The following is a 17,520-nucleotide window of genomic DNA, read 5'->3' on the forward strand; positions in this document are numbered from 1 at the left end:
CATTCTTGCCACCTCGCTGCCGTCCCATACGGTATAAGCAGCTCGCCAATGGCCATCAAGCAAACCATCCGTCTGCTGATCCTCGAAGACTCGCAGAACGAGGCCGAACGTCTGGTCAGCCTGTTCCGCAATTCCGGACGCGCCACCCGCGTCCACCGCATCACGTCCAGCGCCGACCTCGAAGAGATCCTCCAGCAGGGCTGGGACCTGCTGATCTCGGCGCCGGAAAGCCGCGCCATGACTCCGACCGAGGCGCTCCACTGCATTCGCCGCCAGGCCCGCGACATTCCCTTCATCCAGTTGGTGCAGGGGAACGATCCGGACGCCATCACCGAAGCCCTGGCCCTCGGCGCCCAGGACGCCGTGCCGCAAGGCGAGGACGAGCGACTGGTGCTGGTAGCCAACCGCGAGTTCGGCAACCTCGAGGAACGCCGCGCCCGCCGCGCCGCCGAAGTGGCCCTGCGGGAAACCGAGAAGCGCTGCCAGATGCTGCTCGACAGCTCGGTGGACGCCATCACCTATGTACATGATGGCATGCATATCTATGCCAACCGCGCCTACGCCAGCCTGTTCGGCTACGAGGATGCGGAAGAGCTGGAAGGCATGCCGATGATCGACCTGATCGCCAGCAGCGACCAGGCCGCCTTCAAGGAATTCCTCAAGGGCTACCAGAACAGCGAGAGCGGTGAGGAGTTGCTGTGCCGCGGCATCCGCGCCGACAGCCGCTCGTTCAACGCCCGGATGAGCTGCTCGCCGGCAACCTACGACGGCGAGCCGTGCATCCAACTGGTGATCCGCGCGGAGAACGACAGCAGCCAGCTGGAAGAGAAACTGCGCGAAGTCAGCAGCCAGGACCTGGTCACCGGCCTGTTCAACCGTGCGCATTTCCTCGACCTGATGGATGCCGCCGTGGAGCGTGCCATCACTGCCGGCCAGCCGGCGACGTTCGTCTACATGCTGGTGGACCGCGCCCCGGCGCTGCAGCTGAACCTTGGCATCGCCAGCATCGACCTGCTGCTCGCCGACCTCGCCAGCCTGCTGCGTGCGCATTTCCCGCGCGGCACCCAGCTCGCCCGCTTCGGCGATGACGTATTCGCCGCGCTGCTCAGCGACCAGACGCCGGAACAGGCGGGCAACCTGCTCGCCAGCCTGTTGAAGAAGGTCGAATCCTACCTGTTCGACATCAACGGCCGCTCCGCCCAGGTCACCCTGTCCATCGGCGCCGCCGGCCTCGACGAGAAGACCTCGAAGGCCCAGCAGGTCATCGGCCGCGCGCATCGCTGCGCGGACACCGTCGCACAGCAGAACGGCAACGACCTGAAGCTCTTCGACCCGGCCGATGAACTGGCCGCCGCCGCCAGCCGCGGCGACGTCGTCGCGATCATCCAGCAGGCCCTGGAGCAGAACAGCTTCCGCCTGATGTTCCAGCCGATCATCAGCCTGCGCGGCGACACCCACGAACATTACGAAGTGCTCCTGCGCCTGCTCAATCCGCAGGGCGAGGAACTGCCGACCTGCGAGGTGTTCAGTGCAGCCAAGGCCGCCGGCCTGGCCGAACGGATCGACCGCTGGGTGCTGCTCAGCTCGATCAGGCTGCTGGCCGAACACCGGGCCAAGGGCCACGACACCAAGCTGTTCGTCCACCTGACCAGTTCGAGCCTGCAGGATGCCGGACTGCTGCCCTGGCTCAGCTCCGCCCTGAAGACAGCGCGCCTGCCGGCCGACTCGCTGATCGTCCAGATCAGCGAACCGGATGCCGTCACCTACCTGAAGCAGGCCAAGGCGCTCAGCCAGGGACTCGCCGAACTGCATTGCCAGGTCGCCCTCGGCCAGTTCGGCTGCGCGCTCAACCCGTTCAACACGCTCAAGCACATGACCGTCGACTTCGTGAAGATCGACAGCTCCTATGTGCATGACCTGAGCAAGCCGGAAAACCAGGAAAACCTCAAGGCGCTGATCGCCAGCCTGCACGCCCAGGCCAAGCTGACCATCGTGCCGATGGTCGAGAGCGCCAGCGCCCTGGCGACCCTCTGGCAGGCCGGCGCCAACTACATCCAGGGCCAGTACCTGCAGGGGCCGAGCCTGGCGATGGACTACGACTTCGCCGCAGAAGAGTGAAGCCAAAGAAAAACCCGCCAGATGGCGGGTTCTTTCTTGCTGGACGGATCAGACCATCCCATCCCCACCTTCGCGGGTACGGAAGCCCAGCAGATAGAGGACGCCATCCAGGCCCAGGGTGGAAATCGCCTGCTTGGCCGACTGCTTGACCAGCGGTTTGGCGCGGAACGCCACGCCGAGCCCGGCCAGACCAAGCATCGGCAGGTCGTTGGCGCCGTCGCCCACGGCGATGGTCTGTTCCAGTTGCAGGCCTTCCTTCGCCGCCAGCTCGCGCAGCAGGTCGGCCTTGCGCTGGGCGTCGACGATCGGTTCGATGGCCACGCCGGTCAGCTTGCCGTCGACGATCTGCAGCTCGTTGGCGAACACATAGTCGATCCCCAGCTTGTCCTGCAGGCGCTTGGCGAAGTAGCTGAAGCCGCCGGAGAGGATGGCGGTCTTGTAGCCCAGCCGCTTGAGCTCGGCGAACAGCACTTCGGCGCCCTCGGTCAGGCGCAGCGAGGCGGCGATATCCTCCAGCACCTCTTCCGACAGCCCCTGCAGCAAGGCCAGGCGCTCCTTGAAGCTGGCGCGGAAGTCCAGCTCGCCGCGCATCGCCCGCTCGGTGATCTCGGCGACTTTCTCGCCGACCCCGGCGGCCTTGGCCAGCTCGTCGATCACTTCCGCCTCGATCAGCGTCGAGTCCATGTCGAACACCGCCAGGCGGCGGTTGCGGCGGAACAGCGAGTCCTGCTGGAAGGCGATATCGACATTCAGCTCCTGGGCCACGCTGAGGAACTCCGCGCGCAGCGCCGCAGGGTCGGCCGGCTCGCCACGCACGGAGAACTCGATGCAGCCCTTGCCCTGGTCAGCCGGCATGTTCAGCGGCATGCGCCCGGACAGGCGGTCGATATGGTCGATGTTCAGGCCGTATTTGGCGGTGATCGAGCTGACCCGCTGCAACTGCTCGGCGGTCACCCGCCGGGTCAGCAGGGTAACGATGTGCCGGGGCTTGCCCTGGCCGTCGACCCACTGCTGGTAATCCTCTTCCGATACCGGCGTGAAGCGTACCTGCTGGTCGAGCTTGTAGGCCGTGAACAGCACATCCTTGAGCACCGAGGATGCCTGCTCGGTATCCGGGATTTCGACGAGGATGCCGAACGACAGGGTGTCGTGGATCACCGCCTGGCCGATGTCGAGAATATTCACCCCGCCTTGCGCCAGCACGCCGGTGATGGCCGCGGTGAGGCCGGGGCGATCTTCCCCGGTGATGTTGATCAGGACGATTTCGCGCAAGGCGCAGCCTCCGCCATGGAAAAAGCGCACATTCTACCGACTTTCGCGGCGTGCGGTTCGTTCTCCGCCCCTCCGCCAGCAGCGAACCGTCGATCGGCTGCCGGTAAACCCACGGAAATCAACCAGCCTGGTGACCGATCAGCGCTTTGCCCCTACCGGGCCCGTCGTTATACTGCCCGGCAACTCCCCTAGCACAGACCGAGCCCGCTGTGACCCGGCCCACCTCCGTCAAGCCCGACAATTTCTTCCTCTTGCTGTTCCACGCCCTGCGCCAGCGCCGGGTGCCGATCGCCCTGCGCATCGCCATCCACAGCCTGCTGTTGCTGGCTGCGGCCATGCTGATCTACGCCTGGGTGATGGGCATGCAGTTCAAGCACGCCATGCAGCAGCAGGCCGACGAACTCGGCAAGAGTCTGGTGACCCAGACCGCCTCGTCAGCCACCGAGCTGCTGGTGTCGAACGACATCCTCAGCCTCAATGTGCTGCTCAGCAATCTCACCAAGAACAGGCTGGTCGCCCATGCGGCCATCTACAGCGTGGACAACCGCATCCTCGCGGAGTCCGGCAGCCGGCCCAAGCAGAGCCTGCTCGGCGAGACGGAAGGGCTCTATTCGACGCCGATCACCTTCCAGGAAGTGATCGCCGGCCACCTGCGCATCAGCCTCGACATGCAGCAGTTCGAGCAGCCCATGACCATCAGCCTGCAGAGCATGGGGCTGCTGAGCCTGATCCTGCTGCTGCTCGCCCTCAGCCTCAGCCTGCGCCTCGGCCGGCAGATATCCACTCCGCTGCTGCAGCTGCGGGTGTGGCTGCGCGACCCGGACGACCCCGCCCCGGGCGCCAGCCTGCAGAACGAGATCGGCGATCTTGCCCGCCAGTTGCAGGCGCGCCTGGTGCCGGAAAAACCGCCGGCTCCCGAACCGGCACCCGCCCCGGCGGCACAGAAGCCGAAGCAGCCGGCCGCCGCGGAAGGCGCCAGCGAAGTCGCTCCGCTGCCGCCGATCGACGAGCAGGACGAAGTCTTCGACGAAAACATCTTCTCCGAGGACGAACTGCCGCAACCACCGGTCGCAGCGAAGACGCCCGAACCCGAGGCTGCCGACGAAACCCCCGACGAGGAAGCGGACGCCGAACCGGCAGCAACGGCAGAGCCCAAACCCAGCGCCGTGCTGGCGATCCAGCTCGGCAACCAGGAGCAGTTGCGCCGCCTGCCGCGTACCCGCCTGGTGGACCTGCTCGAACGCTACCGCGACTGCCTGGAGCAGGCCGCCCGCCTGTACAAGGGCACGCTGCACACCCTGAAGGATGGCGGCAGCCTGATTCTCTTCCACAGCCGGGACTCCGACGAGGAATACCTCACCCACGCACTCTGCTGTGGCGAGCTGATGCGCGCACTGGGCCATGCCCTGCAGATCGAGATAGCCGACAGCGGCATCACCCTGCAACTGCAACTGGGCATGAGCCAGGGCGACAACCTGGCCGAACTCAGCCAGGCCGAGCTGCTGCTCGCGCCGACCGTGCAGAACGCCCTCGCGCTCAGCCAGCACAGCCGCAACCTGCTGCTGGTGGAACGTGCCATCGCCAGCGACGAACTGGTTCGCCAGCGCGCGCGCATCCGCGCCATCGCCTCCCCCGCCGACGCTTCCTGCGTGGAGTGGCTGAAGGACCCCTACCCGTCGATGCTCGAGCGCCAGCTGACCCGCATGCGCGCGCTACGCGCACACTGAGGCCGGGGCGCAAGCCCCGCCGGGCGAGCCGGACGCGATGACCACGCTGATCACCCATCCCATGCCGGTGCTTGCCGCCGGCCTGGCGCTGGGCAGCCGGTTCATTCCCCCGCGCCTGCTGATCGCCGGCATGCTCGCCGCCTGCCTGCCGGATCTGGACGTCGTCGCCTTCAAGCTCGGCATTGCCTACGCGGATGCCTTTGGCCATCGCGGATTCAGCCATTCGTTGCTGTTCGCCGCGATTATCGGGCTGATCGGCGCAATTTCCCACAAGGCCCTGGGTTGCGGCCCGGTAAAGGCAGCGCTCTGGCTGTTCCTCGCCACGGCCTCGCACAGCGCGCTGGATGCCCTGACCAACGGCGGCCTGGGCGTGGCCTGGTTCTGGCCGTGGAGCGAGCGGCGGCATTTCCTGCCCTGGCACCCCATCGAGGTATCGCCAATCGGCCTGTCGCGCTTCCTCAGCGACCGCGGCTGGCAGGTGCTGCTCTCCGAGGCGCGCTGGGTCTGGCTGCCCAGCCTGACGCTGGCTGCCGGAGGAATCGCCATTCGCCGCGGCCTGGAGTCACGACACAAATGAAAACGGGTGCCAGTTGGCACCCGTTTTCCGATTCATCCCGATGAACCGCTCAGAAGCGGAACACCTCGACATCCGTGCGCGTCGGCACCACCAGCGGAATCTTCGGCCCCTCATCCTTGGGCTTGGCTTTGCTGTTGCTCGCGGTGGGCGGCTTGCGCGGCGGAGTCGCCGGCGGCTGCTCCAGGGCTGCCGCGACCGGACGGACATCCTGCGCCAACTGCACAGCCAGACGACGCAGCAGTTCGCTCTGAGCGCGAACCTGGTCCTGCATGCTGCCCTGGTGCTGCTCTTCCTCGTGGAACAGGCGGCTGTCGCGCAGCTTGCCCTTATCGTCGAGCAGGCGCCAACGGGCCTCCAGCACGGCCGGCTCCTTGGGGCCGGAATCCAGGCGGCTGATGGTCAGCATCACCTGCACCTGCGGCGCGAAGCCGGGCTTCTCCGGGAACAGCGCCAGGCGGGTGCTATCCAGCTGACTGGACAGCAGGCGCAGCAGCTGCTGGCTGACGTTGGTTTCCAGACTGCCGGCCCAGCGCGCATCGCTGGACAGGTTGAGAATGCCATCCGCCTGACGCTGGACCATGGCCTCGCGCTGCAGATAGTCGGCCAGATGAATCGGACCAAGCAGCACGGCTACGCCCTTGTCCTGACTGGGTACCGAGGCAACCCCGGCATCCAGCTGGTACAACTGCGTTGGTCGATTCATTGTGCAACCGGTCAGCCCGAGCAGGCTGACCAGGGAAAGATAGGCGAGGACGCGCAACGCGCTCATCGTGTATCACCGTAATTCGCCGAAGATCTCGGCACAACCCACAACTATTTCCGAAACATTACCGGCAACGCGCCCTGGCGCCGATAACGGGGAGCTATCATCCCCTAACCGACGCCATAGCTCCAGCGAAGAGTGTATCCAGACAAGTTTCAGATTTGAGACACAGAGTCTACCAGCAAGCTGTCCACTCGTTGGAAACCGCGTGGCAATTTGTTGCCCCGGCGGCCGCGCTCGCCCATGTAATGCTCCAGATCCGCGCCTTTCAGCGACAGCGTGCGCTTGCCCGCCTGCAATACCAGGGTGGCGCCGGCCGGCAATACGGCCAGGTCGGTCAGGTATTCCTCGCGGCTGGCGACCCGCTCGCCAGGTACGCCGATGATCTTGTTGCCCTTGCCCTTGGCCAGCTGCGGCAGGTCGGAGACCTTGAACAGCAGCAGGCGGCCTTCGGTGGTCACTGCCGCCAACCAGTCCTGCTCGATATCGTTGACCAGCCGTGGCGGCATGACCTGCGCGCCGTTCGGCAGGCTGAGCAGCGCCTTGCCGGCCTTGTTCTTGGCCTGCATGTCCTCGCCCTTGACGACGAAGCCGTAGCCGGCATCCGAAGCCAGCACGTAGAGCGCGCTGTCTTCCGGCAGCAGCACGCGCTCGAAGCTCGCCCCCGGCGGTGGCGTCAGACGACCGGTCAGCGGTTCGCCCTGGCCACGGGCGGACGGCAGGCTATGCGCCGCCAGCGAGTAGCTGCGCCCCGTGGAGTCGATGAACACCGCGTATTGGTTGGAGCGCCCGGGCGCGGCGGCCTTGAAGGTGTCGCCGGCCTTGTAGGACAACCCGGCGGCATCGATTTCGTGGCCCTTGGCGCAACGCACCCAGCCTTTTTCCGAAAGCACCACGGTGACCGGCTCGGTCGGCATCAGTTCGGTTTCCGACAGCGCGCGGGCCTCGGCGCGGGCGACGATCGGCGAGCGGCGGTCGTCGCCGTAGGTTTCCGCGTCGGCAATCAGCTCGTCGCGCACCAGCTTGCGCAGCTTGGCGTTGGAACCGAGGATCGCCAGCAGTTTGGCGCGCTCCTTGGCCAGCTCGTCCTGTTCGCCGCGGATCTTCATCTCTTCCAGGCGGGCCAGTTGGCGCAGGCGGGTGTCGAGGATGTAGTCGGCCTGCACGTCAGTCAGGGCGAAACGCTCCATCAGCACCGGCTTGGGCTGGTCCTCGGTACGGATGATGTGGATCACCTCGTCGAGGTTGAGGAAGGCGATCAACAGGCCTTCCAACAGGTGCAGGCGCTTCTCCACCTTGTCCAGGCGGAACTGCAGGCGGCGGCGCACGGTGTCGGTGCGGTAGGTCAGCCACTCGCTGAGCAACTGGCGCAGGTCCTTGACCTGCGGCTTGCCGTCCAGGCCGATGACGTTGAGGTTGACCCGGTAGGAACTTTCCAGCTCGGTGGTGGCGAACAGGTGGGTCATCAGCTCTTCGACGTCCACCCGGTTGGAACGCGGAATGATGACGATACGGGTCGGGTTCTCGTGGTCCGACTCGTCGCGCAGGTCGGCGACCATCGGCAGCTTCTTCGCCTGCATCTGCGCGGCGATCTGTTCGAGCACCTTGGCGCCCGATACCTGGTGCGGCAGAGCGGTGACGACGATGTCGCCATCCTCGACGCGGTACACCGCACGCATGCGCACCGAGCCGCGGCCGGTCTCGTAGATCTTCTGCAGGTCGGCGCGCGGGGTGATGATTTCCGCCTCGGTAGGGAAGTCCGGACCGGGCACGTGCTCGATCAGGTCGGTGACCGTCGCATCCGGCTGGTCGAGCAGGCGCACACAGGCGGCGGCGACTTCGCGCAGGTTGTGCGGCGGCACGTCGGTGGCCATGCCCACGGCGATGCCGGTGGTGCCGTTGAGCAGCAGGTTGGGCAGGCGCGCCGGCAGCACGGCCGGCTCTTCCAGGGTGCCGTCGAAGTTCGGCACCCAGTCGGCGGTGCCCTGGCCCAGTTCGGAGAGCAGGGTTTCCGCATAGCGCGACAGGCGCGCTTCGGTGTAGCGCATGGCGGCGAAGGACTTCGGATCGTCCGGCGCGCCCCAGTTACCCTGGCCGTCCACCAGCGGATAGCGGTAGGAGAACGGCTGGGCCATCAGCACCATGGCCTCGTAGCAGGCCGAGTCGCCGTGCGGGTGGTACTTGCCGAGCACGTCGCCGACGGTGCGCGCCGACTTCTTGTGCTTGGAATCGGCATCCAGCCCCAGTTCGCTCATGGCATAGACGATGCGCCGCTGCACCGGCTTCAGGCCGTCGCCGATATGCGGCAGGGCGCGATCCATGATCACGTACATGGAGTAGTTGAGGTAGGCCTGTTCGGTGAAGTCGGCCAGGGACCGGCGTTCCACGCCTTCCAGGCTGAGATCGAGGATGTCGCTCATGCGTGCCTCACGGGGAAGTGTTCTGGCGCAGCACCAGGGTGCCGTCGCGCTGGGAGAATTCGAGTTGCTTGAGGGCGCTCATGCCGAGCAGCACCTCGCCGCCTTCCATGCCGGGCGCCACCAGGGCGGGCACGTCATGCAGGCGGATGTCGCCGAGGTCGAGGCTGCCGAGGCGGGTGCGCCAGCCTTCGGTTCGACCATTGGCGGTGTTCAGGGTGACCGGCGCGCCGCGCGGCAGGTCCAGGCGCCGGGCCAGTTCCTGCGGCACCGCCACCTGGGTGGCGCCGGTGTCGAGGAGGAAGGTCACCGGATGGCCGTCGATGCTTCCGTCGAGCACATAGTGGCCCTGGCGATTGCCGAGCAGGCGCACTTCCACGTAGCCGTCGCCATGCAGCGACTGCGGCTGCATGTTGGGATTGTGCTGCTGCGCCTCCCACTGGCCGAAGTAGCGCGTCGCCAGGACGATGCCGGCGCCCCAGGCGAGGATCAGCATGACCCGGCCGAGGCGCTTGCCCGGTGGCTGATTGCTCATTTGCCACCCAGCCAGCCGCCCGCCGGGGCGGCGAAGCGCAGCACGCGCGGGCGCGAGTCGCCATCGGCGCGGGCATGGTCGCCATTGTCGAGGCCGATCCAGGCGCCCTTGTCGTCGATCGCCAGGCCTTCAGCCAGGCCACCGTACTGCGAGTCGTAGCGGCGCTCCGGCGTCAGCAGTTCGGCGGTGAACGACCAGCAGCGCTCCGCGGCGCCGTTGACCAGGCTGCGGCGGCAGATCTGGTGCTCCAGGCGCTCCAGGGTGAACAGCTTGTCGCCATACCAGACGAGATCGGAGAAGTCCGGCGAACGGGGCTGGTCGTCGCCCAGCTCGGCCGGCGGCTCGACATTGCCGCCCTCGCTGAGCAGGACGCAGCTGTCGCCGCACTTCCACGTGCTGGCATCGCGATGCACGGCCAGCAGACCGCGGCGCTGGCGTTCCGCCGCCAGCCACAGGCGCTTGCCTTCGGGATCGATGGCGATTCCCTCGTAGAGCGCGTTCATGTCCATCAGCATGCCGCTGGCCCGGGCCTGGCGCAGCAGGCTTGACGGCAGTTCCAGCCAGGCCGGATCGCCAGAGAACGGCAACTTGAGCACCGCAGCATAGGCTTCGCTGACCAGATAGCGATTGCCGAACTTGTCGCAGGTAATCCCTTCGAAGTCCTCTTCGCCGCCACGCAGCAGGCCACTGACCCGCGCCCGCGCCTTGGAGCCCCAGGACAAACCGGTGTCCGGCACCGGCGGCGAAACGAAGCGATCGGCCTCCGCCTGCCAGACGCTGCCGGCGGCTTCGTCGGGTTGCAGGCGATAGACCACGTCATCGTCGCGATCGGAAACCGCCCACAGCGTGTCGCCACACCAGGCAAGGCCGGACAGGTTGCCGCCGTTCATGCCCTCCACCGCGTGTTCGGAAAGCAGTTGCAGCGAGACTGCCGGCGGTACGGCGGGCGTCTGGGCCAGGGCAACGCCGGCGAACAGTGCGGCAGCGGCCAGCAGCCAACGCATCAGGCCAGCACCTCAGCCAGGTTGCCCTTGGTCTCCAGCCAGGACTTGCGGTCGCCGGCGCGCTTCTTCGCCAGCAGCATGTCCATGATCTCCATGGTGCCCTCGGCGTTGTCCAGGGTGAGCTGGACCAGCCGGCGGGTGTTCGGGTCCATGGTGGTTTCGCGCAGCTGCGGCGGGTTCATCTCGCCAAGGCCCTTGAAGCGGGTGACCTGCGGCTTGCCGCGGCGCTTCTCGGCGAGCAGGCGCTCGAGAATGCCGTCGCGTTCGGCCTCGTCGAGGGCGTAGAAGACTTCCTTGCCGAGGTCGATGCGGTACAGCGGCGGCATCGCCACGTAGACGTGGCCGGCTTCCACCAGTGGACGGAAATGGCGGACGAACAGCGCGCAGAGCAGCGTGGCGATGTGCAGGCCGTCGGAGTCTGCGTCGGCGAGGATGCAGATCTTGCCGTAGCGCAGCTGGGTGAGATCCGCCGCGCCCGGATCGACGCCGATGGCCACGGCGATATCGTGCACTTCCTGCGAAGCCAGCACTTCGCCGCCGTCGACTTCCCAGGTGTTCAGGATCTTCCCGCGCAGCGGCATGATCGCCTGGAATTCCTTGTCCCGCGCCTGCTTGGCCGAACCGCCGGCGGAGTCGCCCTCCACCAGGAACAGCTCGGCGCGCATCGGGTCCTGGCCGGCGCAATCGGCCAGCTTGCCGGGCAGCGCCGGGCCCTGGGTGATCTTCTTGCGCTCGACCTTCTTGCCCGCCTTGAGACGCCGCCCGGCGTTGCTGATCGCCAGTTCGGCGAGCTGCATGCCGAGCTCGGGATGGGCGTTGAGCCAGAGGCTGAAGGCGTCCTTGACCACGCCGGAGACGAACGCCGCCGCCTCGCGGGAGGACAGGCGCTCCTTGGTCTGCCCGGAGAACTGCGCCTCCTGCATCTTCATCGAGAGGACGAAGGCGATGCGCTCCCAGACGTCTTCCGGCGCCAGCTTCACGCCGCGCGGCAGCAGGTTGCGGAACTCGCAGAACTCGCGCATGGCATCGAGCAGGCCCTGGCGCAGGCCGTTGACGTGGGTGCCGCCCTGGGCAGTGGGAATCAGGTTGACGTAGCTTTCCTGCAGCGACTCGCCGCCTTCCGGCAGCCACAGCAGGGCCCAGTCCACCGCTTCCTTGCTGCCGGCGAAGGTGCCGCAGAAGGGCTCTTCCGGCAGGCGCGGCCATTCGGAAACGGCGTCCATCAGATAGGAGCGCAGGCCGTCCTCGTAGTGCCACTCGACGCGCTCGCCGGTGTTGCGGTCGTCGAAGCTGACTTCCAGCCCCGGACACAGCACGGCCTTGGCCTTCAGCACATGCTTGAGGCGGCTGACCGAGAACTTGGCGGAGTCGAAATACTTGGCGTCCGGCCAGAAATGCACGCTGGTTCCGGTGTTGCGCTTGCCCACTGTGCCGACGATTTCCAGATCGCCGGACTTGAAGCCGTCGGCGAAGGTCATGCGGTATTCGTTGCCGTCGCGCTTCACCCGCACTTCGACGTTGGTCGACAGCGCGTTCACCACCGAGATGCCGACGCCGTGCAGGCCGCCGGAGAACTCGTAGTTCTTGTTGGAGAACTTGCCGCCTGCGTGCAGCTTGGTGAGGATCAGCTCGACCCCCGGCACGCCCTCTTCCGGGTGGATGTCCACCGGCATGCCGCGGCCGTCGTCGATCACTTCCAGCGAGTTGTCCGCATGCAGGATCACCTGGATGCTCCTGGCGTGCCCGGCCAGGGCCTCGTCGACGCTGTTGTCGATGACTTCCTGGGCCAGGTGGTTCGGCCGCGTGGTGTCGGTGTACATGCCGGGGCGGCGGCGCACCGGATCGAGGCCGGAAAGGACTTCGATGGCTTCTGCGGTATAGGCGTTCTGCTGGGCCATAGGTCTCTGTTCAGTCAAAGGTCGAAAAATCGATGTCGCGCCACAGTTCCGCAGGCACGCCGGCAAAGGCCAGCAGCGCCGGGAAATGGCGGGCGAAGCGCTGGAAGGAGTGGTCGCCACCGGCCTCGATGCGCAGCGCGCAGGCGCGATAGAAGCGTTCGGCGACCCGGTAGTCGAGCGTCTCGTCGCCGGTCTGCAGCCACACCTGGTAGCGCGCCGGGTCCCGCGGCGGCGGCATCTCCAGCGCGGCCAGGGCGGCGACATGTTCGCGGGTCAGCTCCCAGGTTTCGCCGCTGTAGTGGTTCTGCTGCGGGCCGAGATAGCTTTCGAACGACTGCCCCGGCAGCACCGCCGGATTGATCAGCACGGCCTTCAGGCCATGGCGTTCGGCGAGGTGGGTCGCATAGTAGCCGCCCAGCGAACTGCCGATCAGCAGCGGCCGGCCCAGTTCGGCAATCGCCGCTTCCAGTTGCGCGATGGCCTGGTGCGGGTGATTGTCCAGCGTCGGCACGCGCAAACGGTCGCCCAGCCCGAGCCGCTCCATGACCGCGACCAGTTGGCGGGCCTTGTGCGAGGCGGGCGAGCTGTTGAAACCGTGGATATAAAGAAGTGCGGTCATGGGGCGGCAGGCTACAAGCAGGGGCTGCGCCCTGCAAGCCGCAGGCTTCCGGCAGCGTAAATCCGTCACGCCTGCGCCCCGGAGGGTCAATAGCCCTTGACGCTGTAATCGATCTCGAAATCGATGCCGGTGACCCGCGATACGCCGGTCTCCAGCGTACCGTCAGGCAGCAGGCGCAGCCAGCGGTAGCCCGGCGCCAGGCGGTCGACGCAGAAATCCGCGCTTTGCGGAGCGAACTGCACGCAGGTCGACGGCGAGGCCAGCAGGCGGGCGTTGCCGCGCATGCGGTCGATTTCCTGGTGCACGTGCCCCCACAGCAGGCAGCGCACCTGTGGATAACGGTCGAGCACGGCGAACAGGTCGTGCGGGTTGCGGATGCCGATGCGGTCCATCCATTCGCTGCCGACCGGCACCGGATGATGGTGGAAGCTGACCAGCAGATGCCTGTCCGCTGCGTCCTGGATCGCCTGCTCCAGCAGGTCGAGCTGCTCGGCGGCCACATGGCCGGGCACGGCGCCGGGGATGGTCGAGTCGAGCAGGATGATGCGCCAGGCGCCGATATCGATCACCGGCTGCAGCAGGTCGCTGCCCGCGGTGGCCTCGCGCATCGGCTGCAATTCGTCGTGATTGCCGGGGAACCAGCGTGCCGGCGCGGCGATGGCGGAACTGATCTCATGGAAGCGCCGATAGGACTCCACCGAGCCGTCCTGCGACAGGTCGCCGGTAGCCAACAGAAGGTCGACGCACGGTTGTTCATCGAGCACCAGCTTCACAACCTGTTGCAGGCTGTCGGTGGTATCCATGCCCAGCAGACGGCCGCCAGCCTCGGCGAACAGATGGCTGTCGGACAGCTGCACCAGCAGCACCGCGGAATCGGCAGGGGGAATCGGTTGTGCAGGCAAGGCGCCCTACTCCTGTGAGGCGAGGCGTCCACGAATTATTGGGCTGATATGGTGACAGCCCCGGCGCAGCGCAAACCGGGAAACCGTCACAGATCACAGATTAGCGGACGCCGTTGATCGGACGAATCATGTCATAGCGCCATCATTCATGCCACCAGGCGATCAGCGCTGCAGAACCGGCTCCAGTTCATGCCCGCAAGCCAGGCAATGGCTGAGCCATTCGCCGAGGAAAAGATTGAGCTGGCTCTTCTCGTCCGGCTGGTGCATCGCCCGGTTCGGATAGGGATAGATCGCCAGCAGGCGCCTCGCCTGCTCCGCGCCGATCACCTCGGCCATGCGCGCATCGTGGTAGACGCGGACTTCCAGGCGCGGCGCCGGCAGCCACGGCAGACCGAGCTCCTGGCGCACCTGCAGGGTGGTGGTGTACGGGCAGGATTCGATCACTTCCAGCGCCAGCACACCGAGCAGCCGCTCGCCCTCGCTGAGCGCCACGCGGCGGGATGACTGGGCTTCACGCATGTCCGGCAGCAAACGCATCAGGCGCAGGTAATTGGCCTCGCAGGTGGACTGCATGCCGACCAGGTCGACGCGGTAGCGCTCGCGCAGCAGGTTCACACCCATAATCCCCGGACCTCGGCGCGGTTCAGCGCCAGCCACTGCAGGGCGATGATGCTCGCCGCATTGTTGATGCGCCCGTCGCGCACGGCCGCCAGTGCCTCTTCGAACGGCATGACATGCACGCGGATGTCCTCGCCCTCTTCTTCCAGACCATGGACGCCGCCGGCGTTGCTGCTGTCGCAACGACCGATGAACAGGTGCACCCGCTCGTTGCTACCGCCCGGCGAGGGCAGGTAGTCGCTGATCGGCCACAGCGAGCCGAGGGTCACTCCGGCCTCCTCGACGGCCTCGCGGCGGGCGACCTCTTCCGGCTCCTCGTCCTTGTCGATCAGGCCGGCGACCAGTTCCAGCAGCCAGGGATTCATCCCGGCCTCCAGCGCGCCGACGCGGAACTGCTCGATCAGCACCACCTCGTCGCGCTGCGGGTCGTAGGGCAGGACGCAAACCGCATCGTGGCGCACGAACAGCTCACGACTGATCACCGGCCCCATGCCGCCGGCGAACTGCCGGTGCCGCAGGTGCAGGCGATCGACCCGATAGAAACCACGGAAGCAATGCTCGCGTTGGGTGATTTCGACATCATCCGGGCCTGGTTTGAAGAATTCCGACATCCTGAACCACTCGTTGATCTGGTGAACTTCGGGTCATCCTAGCGCGCCGCCACGCCACGTGCAGCCTCTTTCGCAGGCCGCCCGGCGGCGAGTCCGCAGCCCGTCATCCCGCCATACAAGGCCGCCGCGGATGGTCCATACTGCCGGGTTTGCGCGCCGAACCCGACGGGGTCCCGGCGGTCGAAGCCAATCTCCTACGCATAACCAGGGAATCGCATGCGTCTTCTGAAAATCGCCGCCGCCGGCAGCCTGTGCCTTTTGCTCGGGGCCTGCCAGAGTCTGTTCAAACCGGGCATGGACGACCCGCTCACGCCCACGCGCAGCACGTGGGAACACCTGCAGCCGGGCTGCCAGGGCGAGCAGTGCCCGCTGGTGAATATCGACACCCTGAGTTTCGAGGATGAGCCGGCGCTGAACACGGCGATCAACGAGCACCTGCTCGACCTCGCCCGCAACGGTCCGCAGGGCCCGCGCCCGCTTTCGCTGGAAAGCTACGAGAAGACCTTCCTGAACAGCGCCGAGCCCGGCTGGAGCGCCTATCTGCAAGCCAAGGTACGCGAGCAGCATGACGGACTGGTGATCGTCGAGCTGTCCAGCTACCGCTTCACCGGCGGCGAATACGGCCAGCCCGGCCGTTCCTTCATCAACTACGACCGCCGCCTGCATCGCGAACTGAGCCTGCAGGACATCCTGCTGCCCGGCCAGGAAGAGGAATTCTGGAAGACCGCGCGCATGGCCCATCGGGCCTGGCTGGTGCAGAACAAGCTGGAGGAGCAGGAGCCGAACTTCCTCAAGGACTGGCCGTTCCAGCGCACCCCGCACATCGCCCTGACCTTCGGCGCGCTGACCCTGAAGTACGACATCGACAGCATCGCGCCGCACTCGGTCGGCCATCCGGAGCTGAAGATTCCCTATCCGCGATTGAACGGGATCGTGAAGCCCAACTACTTTCCAGGGCGCGGGTCGTAGTCGCAATGTCGGATAGATGTTGGGCTTCGCTGCGCTCAGCGCCAACCTACGGGTGTAGGTTGGGTTGAGCGAAGCGATACATGTAGGGCGGGTGCAACCCGCCGTAGCGCCAATGGCGGGTTGCACCCGCCCTACCCGTTACGAGCGGCGACCCAGTACGAGCTGCAGAACACCTGCCACCACCAGCGCCGGCAAGGTCGCGCCAACGTCCGGCAGGCAGTTCGCCAGCAGGTGGTAGGTGGCCACGCCACCGGCCCAGGCCAGCAGCGAGCCCCAGCGCAGGCCGTGGGGAATTTCGGCGGCGGCGCGGCGGCGAAGGATGAAGTGGTCCACCAGCACCACGCCGAACAGCGGGGCGAATACCGAGCCGATCAGCAGCAGGAAGTTCTGGTACTCCGCCAGCGGCGCGAACCAGGCGATCAGCGTGCAGATTGCGCCGATGGCCAGCGCCAGGTGCTCGACCTTGAGCGGCAGCAGGATGCCGCTGGAAACCGCCGCCGAGTGGATGTCGGCGAAGGCCTTCTCCGACTCGTCGAGCAGGATCAGCAGCAACGGAATGCCCATGCCCGCACCGGCCAGCGCCAGCAGCAGCGCATTGGCGTCGCTGCCCTCGGCGAACGCCAGGGTGTAGGCCACGCCCAGGCCCATCAGCCAGAAGCAGCCGATGAAGAAGCCTATCGCCGCACCGCCGAACACCTGCCCGGCGCGTTTGCCGAAGCGCGAGTAGTCGGCGATCAGCGGCAGCCAGGACAGCGGCATGGCGATGGCGATGTCGAAGCCCACGGCGAACGGCAGGGAGCCGTCGCCGGTCTTGCTCCACAGCGCGACGAAATCGGCGCGGGCGATGAAGTCAGCGGTCAGCCACACGCAGGCGGCGACCAGCAGCCAGATGCCCCACCTGCGCAGCACGCGACGGACGAACGCCAGCGGGCCGGCGACCGCCAGCAGGGTCGCCAGCGCGCCGAACACCAGCGTCCACAACGCCGGATTGTTCCACAGGCTGCTCTCGCCGAAGGCACGGGCGGAAAGCAGGCTGGCGGCATCGCGCATGACGATGATCTCGAAGGCGCCCCAGCCCACCAGTTGCAGCAGATTGAGGATCGCCGGCAACGCCGCGCCGTGGTTGCCCAGGCTGAGCTTGAGCGAGGCCATGGCGGCCAGGCCGGTATCGCTGCCGATCACCCCGGCGGAGGCCAGCAGCAGCACGCCGACCAGCGTGCCGAGCAGGATCGCGCCCAGCGCGCCGGCCAGGCCGAGGCCGGGCGCCAGCAGCGCGCCGGTCTGCAGCACCATCAGGCCGAGGCCGAGGGAGAACCACAGGGAAAACATGTCGCGCAGGCCGAGCACACGCTGGGCGGTGGCGACCGGGATGGTCGGGGAGTAGCTGGTTGCGATGGTGGTGGTCACGATGCGCGCCTGACTCTGGATATTGGTGTTTTTTTCTTTTGTAGGATGGGTTGAGCGCAGCGATACCCATGCTGGCGGCCATC

At 66.6% G+C, this 17,520-nt stretch carries 15 protein-coding genes; 4 read left to right on the forward strand and 11 right to left on the reverse strand.

The annotated features are described in order from the left end of the window. Window positions 1–48 precede the first annotated feature (48 nt). The gene (locus tag JFY56_RS08855; RefSeq protein WP_208313158.1) at window positions 49–2,118 is read left to right on the forward strand and encodes an EAL domain-containing response regulator; all 2,070 of its coding nucleotides are present in this window, start codon (window positions 49–51) and stop codon (window positions 2,116–2,118) included. 48 nt (window positions 2,119–2,166) lie between these two features. Here the strand turns inward: JFY56_RS08855 and serB are convergent, their stop codons facing one another. Then, window positions 2,167–3,390: a phosphoserine phosphatase SerB gene (gene serB / locus JFY56_RS08860; protein ID WP_208313159.1), complete on the reverse strand. Its 1,224-nt coding sequence runs from the start codon at window positions 3,388–3,390 to the stop codon at window positions 2,167–2,169. 209 nt (window positions 3,391–3,599) lie between these two features. On the opposite strand from serB, the gene JFY56_RS08865 reads away from it, so the two are divergent. After that, window positions 3,600–5,117 carry an AhpA/YtjB family protein gene (locus tag JFY56_RS08865; protein ID WP_208313160.1) on the forward strand — a complete coding sequence of 506 codons (1,518 nt, stop codon included), beginning with the start codon at window positions 3,600–3,602 and terminating at the stop codon, window positions 5,115–5,117. Window positions 5,118–5,154: 37 nt separating this feature from the next. After that, complete coding sequence (locus JFY56_RS08870) at window positions 5,155–5,694, forward strand: metal-dependent hydrolase (protein WP_208313161.1); 540 nt, start codon at window positions 5,155–5,157, stop codon at window positions 5,692–5,694. Window positions 5,695–5,743: 49 nt separating this feature from the next. On the opposite strand, the gene JFY56_RS08875 is transcribed toward JFY56_RS08870, so the two are convergent. The 9 genes from JFY56_RS08875 to JFY56_RS08915 form a co-directional block, all read right to left on the reverse strand. Continuing rightward, window positions 5,744–6,463 (reverse strand): PqiC family protein, encoded by a 720-nt coding sequence (locus JFY56_RS08875; protein WP_208313162.1) that lies wholly within the window; start codon window positions 6,461–6,463, stop codon window positions 5,744–5,746. A 149-nt stretch (window positions 6,464–6,612) separates the two neighbouring features. Next, entirely contained in the window at window positions 6,613–8,877 is a 2,265-nt protein-coding gene (gene parC / locus JFY56_RS08880; protein ID WP_208313163.1) for a DNA topoisomerase IV subunit A, read from the reverse strand. A 7-nt stretch (window positions 8,878–8,884) separates the two neighbouring features. Next, window positions 8,885–9,409, reverse strand: a complete 525-nt coding sequence (locus tag JFY56_RS08885; RefSeq protein ID WP_208313164.1) for a retropepsin-like aspartic protease family protein — start codon at window positions 9,407–9,409, stop codon at window positions 8,885–8,887. Beyond that, a complete protein-coding gene (locus JFY56_RS08890) occupies window positions 9,406–10,413 on the reverse strand; it encodes an esterase-like activity of phytase family protein (RefSeq protein WP_208313166.1) in 1,008 nt (335 codons plus the stop codon). Before JFY56_RS08890 ends, JFY56_RS08885 begins: the two co-directional genes overlap by 4 nt. After that, window positions 10,413–12,311, reverse strand: coding sequence for a DNA topoisomerase IV subunit B (gene parE / locus JFY56_RS08895; protein ID WP_208313167.1), 1,899 nt, complete (start codon window positions 12,309–12,311; stop codon window positions 10,413–10,415). The genes JFY56_RS08890 and parE overlap by 1 nt, the downstream gene beginning before the upstream one ends. Before the next feature lie 10 nt (window positions 12,312–12,321). Continuing rightward, a complete protein-coding gene (locus tag JFY56_RS08900; protein ID WP_208313169.1) occupies window positions 12,322–12,930 on the reverse strand; it encodes a YqiA/YcfP family alpha/beta fold hydrolase in 609 nt (202 codons plus the stop codon). An 86-nt stretch (window positions 12,931–13,016) separates the two neighbouring features. Further along, window positions 13,017–13,832, reverse strand: a complete 816-nt coding sequence (gene cpdA, locus JFY56_RS08905) for a 3',5'-cyclic-AMP phosphodiesterase (protein ID WP_208313171.1) — start codon at window positions 13,830–13,832, stop codon at window positions 13,017–13,019. Between the two features lie 162 nt (window positions 13,833–13,994). Continuing rightward, the gene (locus JFY56_RS08910) at window positions 13,995–14,453 is read right to left on the reverse strand and encodes a DUF1249 domain-containing protein (RefSeq protein WP_208313172.1); all 459 of its coding nucleotides are present in this window, start codon (window positions 14,451–14,453) and stop codon (window positions 13,995–13,997) included. Next, complete coding sequence (locus JFY56_RS08915; protein WP_208313173.1) at window positions 14,444–15,061, reverse strand: NUDIX domain-containing protein; 618 nt, start codon at window positions 15,059–15,061, stop codon at window positions 14,444–14,446. The genes JFY56_RS08910 and JFY56_RS08915 overlap by 10 nt, the downstream gene beginning before the upstream one ends. A gap of 216 nt (window positions 15,062–15,277) precedes the next feature. Here JFY56_RS08915 and JFY56_RS08920 point away from each other — a divergent pair, with 216 nt between their 5' ends. Further along, entirely contained in the window at window positions 15,278–16,030 is a 753-nt protein-coding gene (locus tag JFY56_RS08920; protein ID WP_208313174.1) for an RsiV family protein, read from the forward strand. Between the two features lie 138 nt (window positions 16,031–16,168). Here the strand turns inward: JFY56_RS08920 and cytX are convergent, their stop codons facing one another. Continuing rightward, entirely contained in the window at window positions 16,169–17,437 is a 1,269-nt protein-coding gene (gene cytX / locus JFY56_RS08925; protein ID WP_208313175.1) for a putative hydroxymethylpyrimidine transporter CytX, read from the reverse strand. Window positions 17,438–17,520 lie beyond the last annotated feature (83 nt).

It is taken from the genome of Pseudomonas schmalbachii, from assembly GCF_017589465.1.
GTDB classification, from domain to species: domain Bacteria; phylum Pseudomonadota; class Gammaproteobacteria; order Pseudomonadales; family Pseudomonadaceae; genus Pseudomonas; species Pseudomonas schmalbachii.

What these genes read in the sequence shown, in the direction of transcription:
- JFY56_RS08900 (WP_208313169.1), bottom strand. Translation starts at nt 12,930, where the DNA reads ATGACCGCACTTCTTTATATCCACGGTTTCAACAGCTCGCCCGCCTCG.
- parE (WP_208313167.1), bottom strand. Translation starts at nt 12,311, where the DNA reads ATGGCCCAGCAGAACGCCTATACCGCAGAAGCCATCGAAGTCCTTTCC.
- JFY56_RS08870 (WP_208313161.1), top strand. Translation starts at nt 5,155, where the DNA reads ATGACCACGCTGATCACCCATCCCATGCCGGTGCTTGCCGCCGGCCTG.
- JFY56_RS08915 (WP_208313173.1), bottom strand. Translation starts at nt 15,061, where the DNA reads ATGTCGGAATTCTTCAAACCAGGCCCGGATGATGTCGAAATCACCCAA.
- JFY56_RS08910 (WP_208313172.1), bottom strand. Translation starts at nt 14,453, where the DNA reads ATGGGTGTGAACCTGCTGCGCGAGCGCTACCGCGTCGACCTGGTCGGC.
- JFY56_RS08855 (WP_208313158.1), top strand. Translation starts at nt 49, where the DNA reads ATGGCCATCAAGCAAACCATCCGTCTGCTGATCCTCGAAGACTCGCAG.
- JFY56_RS08885 (WP_208313164.1), bottom strand. Translation starts at nt 9,409, where the DNA reads ATGAGCAATCAGCCACCGGGCAAGCGCCTCGGCCGGGTCATGCTGATC.
- JFY56_RS08875 (WP_208313162.1), bottom strand. Translation starts at nt 6,463, where the DNA reads ATGAGCGCGTTGCGCGTCCTCGCCTATCTTTCCCTGGTCAGCCTGCTC.
- parC (WP_208313163.1), bottom strand. Translation starts at nt 8,877, where the DNA reads ATGAGCGACATCCTCGATCTCAGCCTGGAAGGCGTGGAACGCCGGTCC.
- JFY56_RS08920 (WP_208313174.1), top strand. Translation starts at nt 15,278, where the DNA reads ATGCGTCTTCTGAAAATCGCCGCCGCCGGCAGCCTGTGCCTTTTGCTC.
- JFY56_RS08890 (WP_208313166.1), bottom strand. Translation starts at nt 10,413, where the DNA reads ATGCGTTGGCTGCTGGCCGCTGCCGCACTGTTCGCCGGCGTTGCCCTG.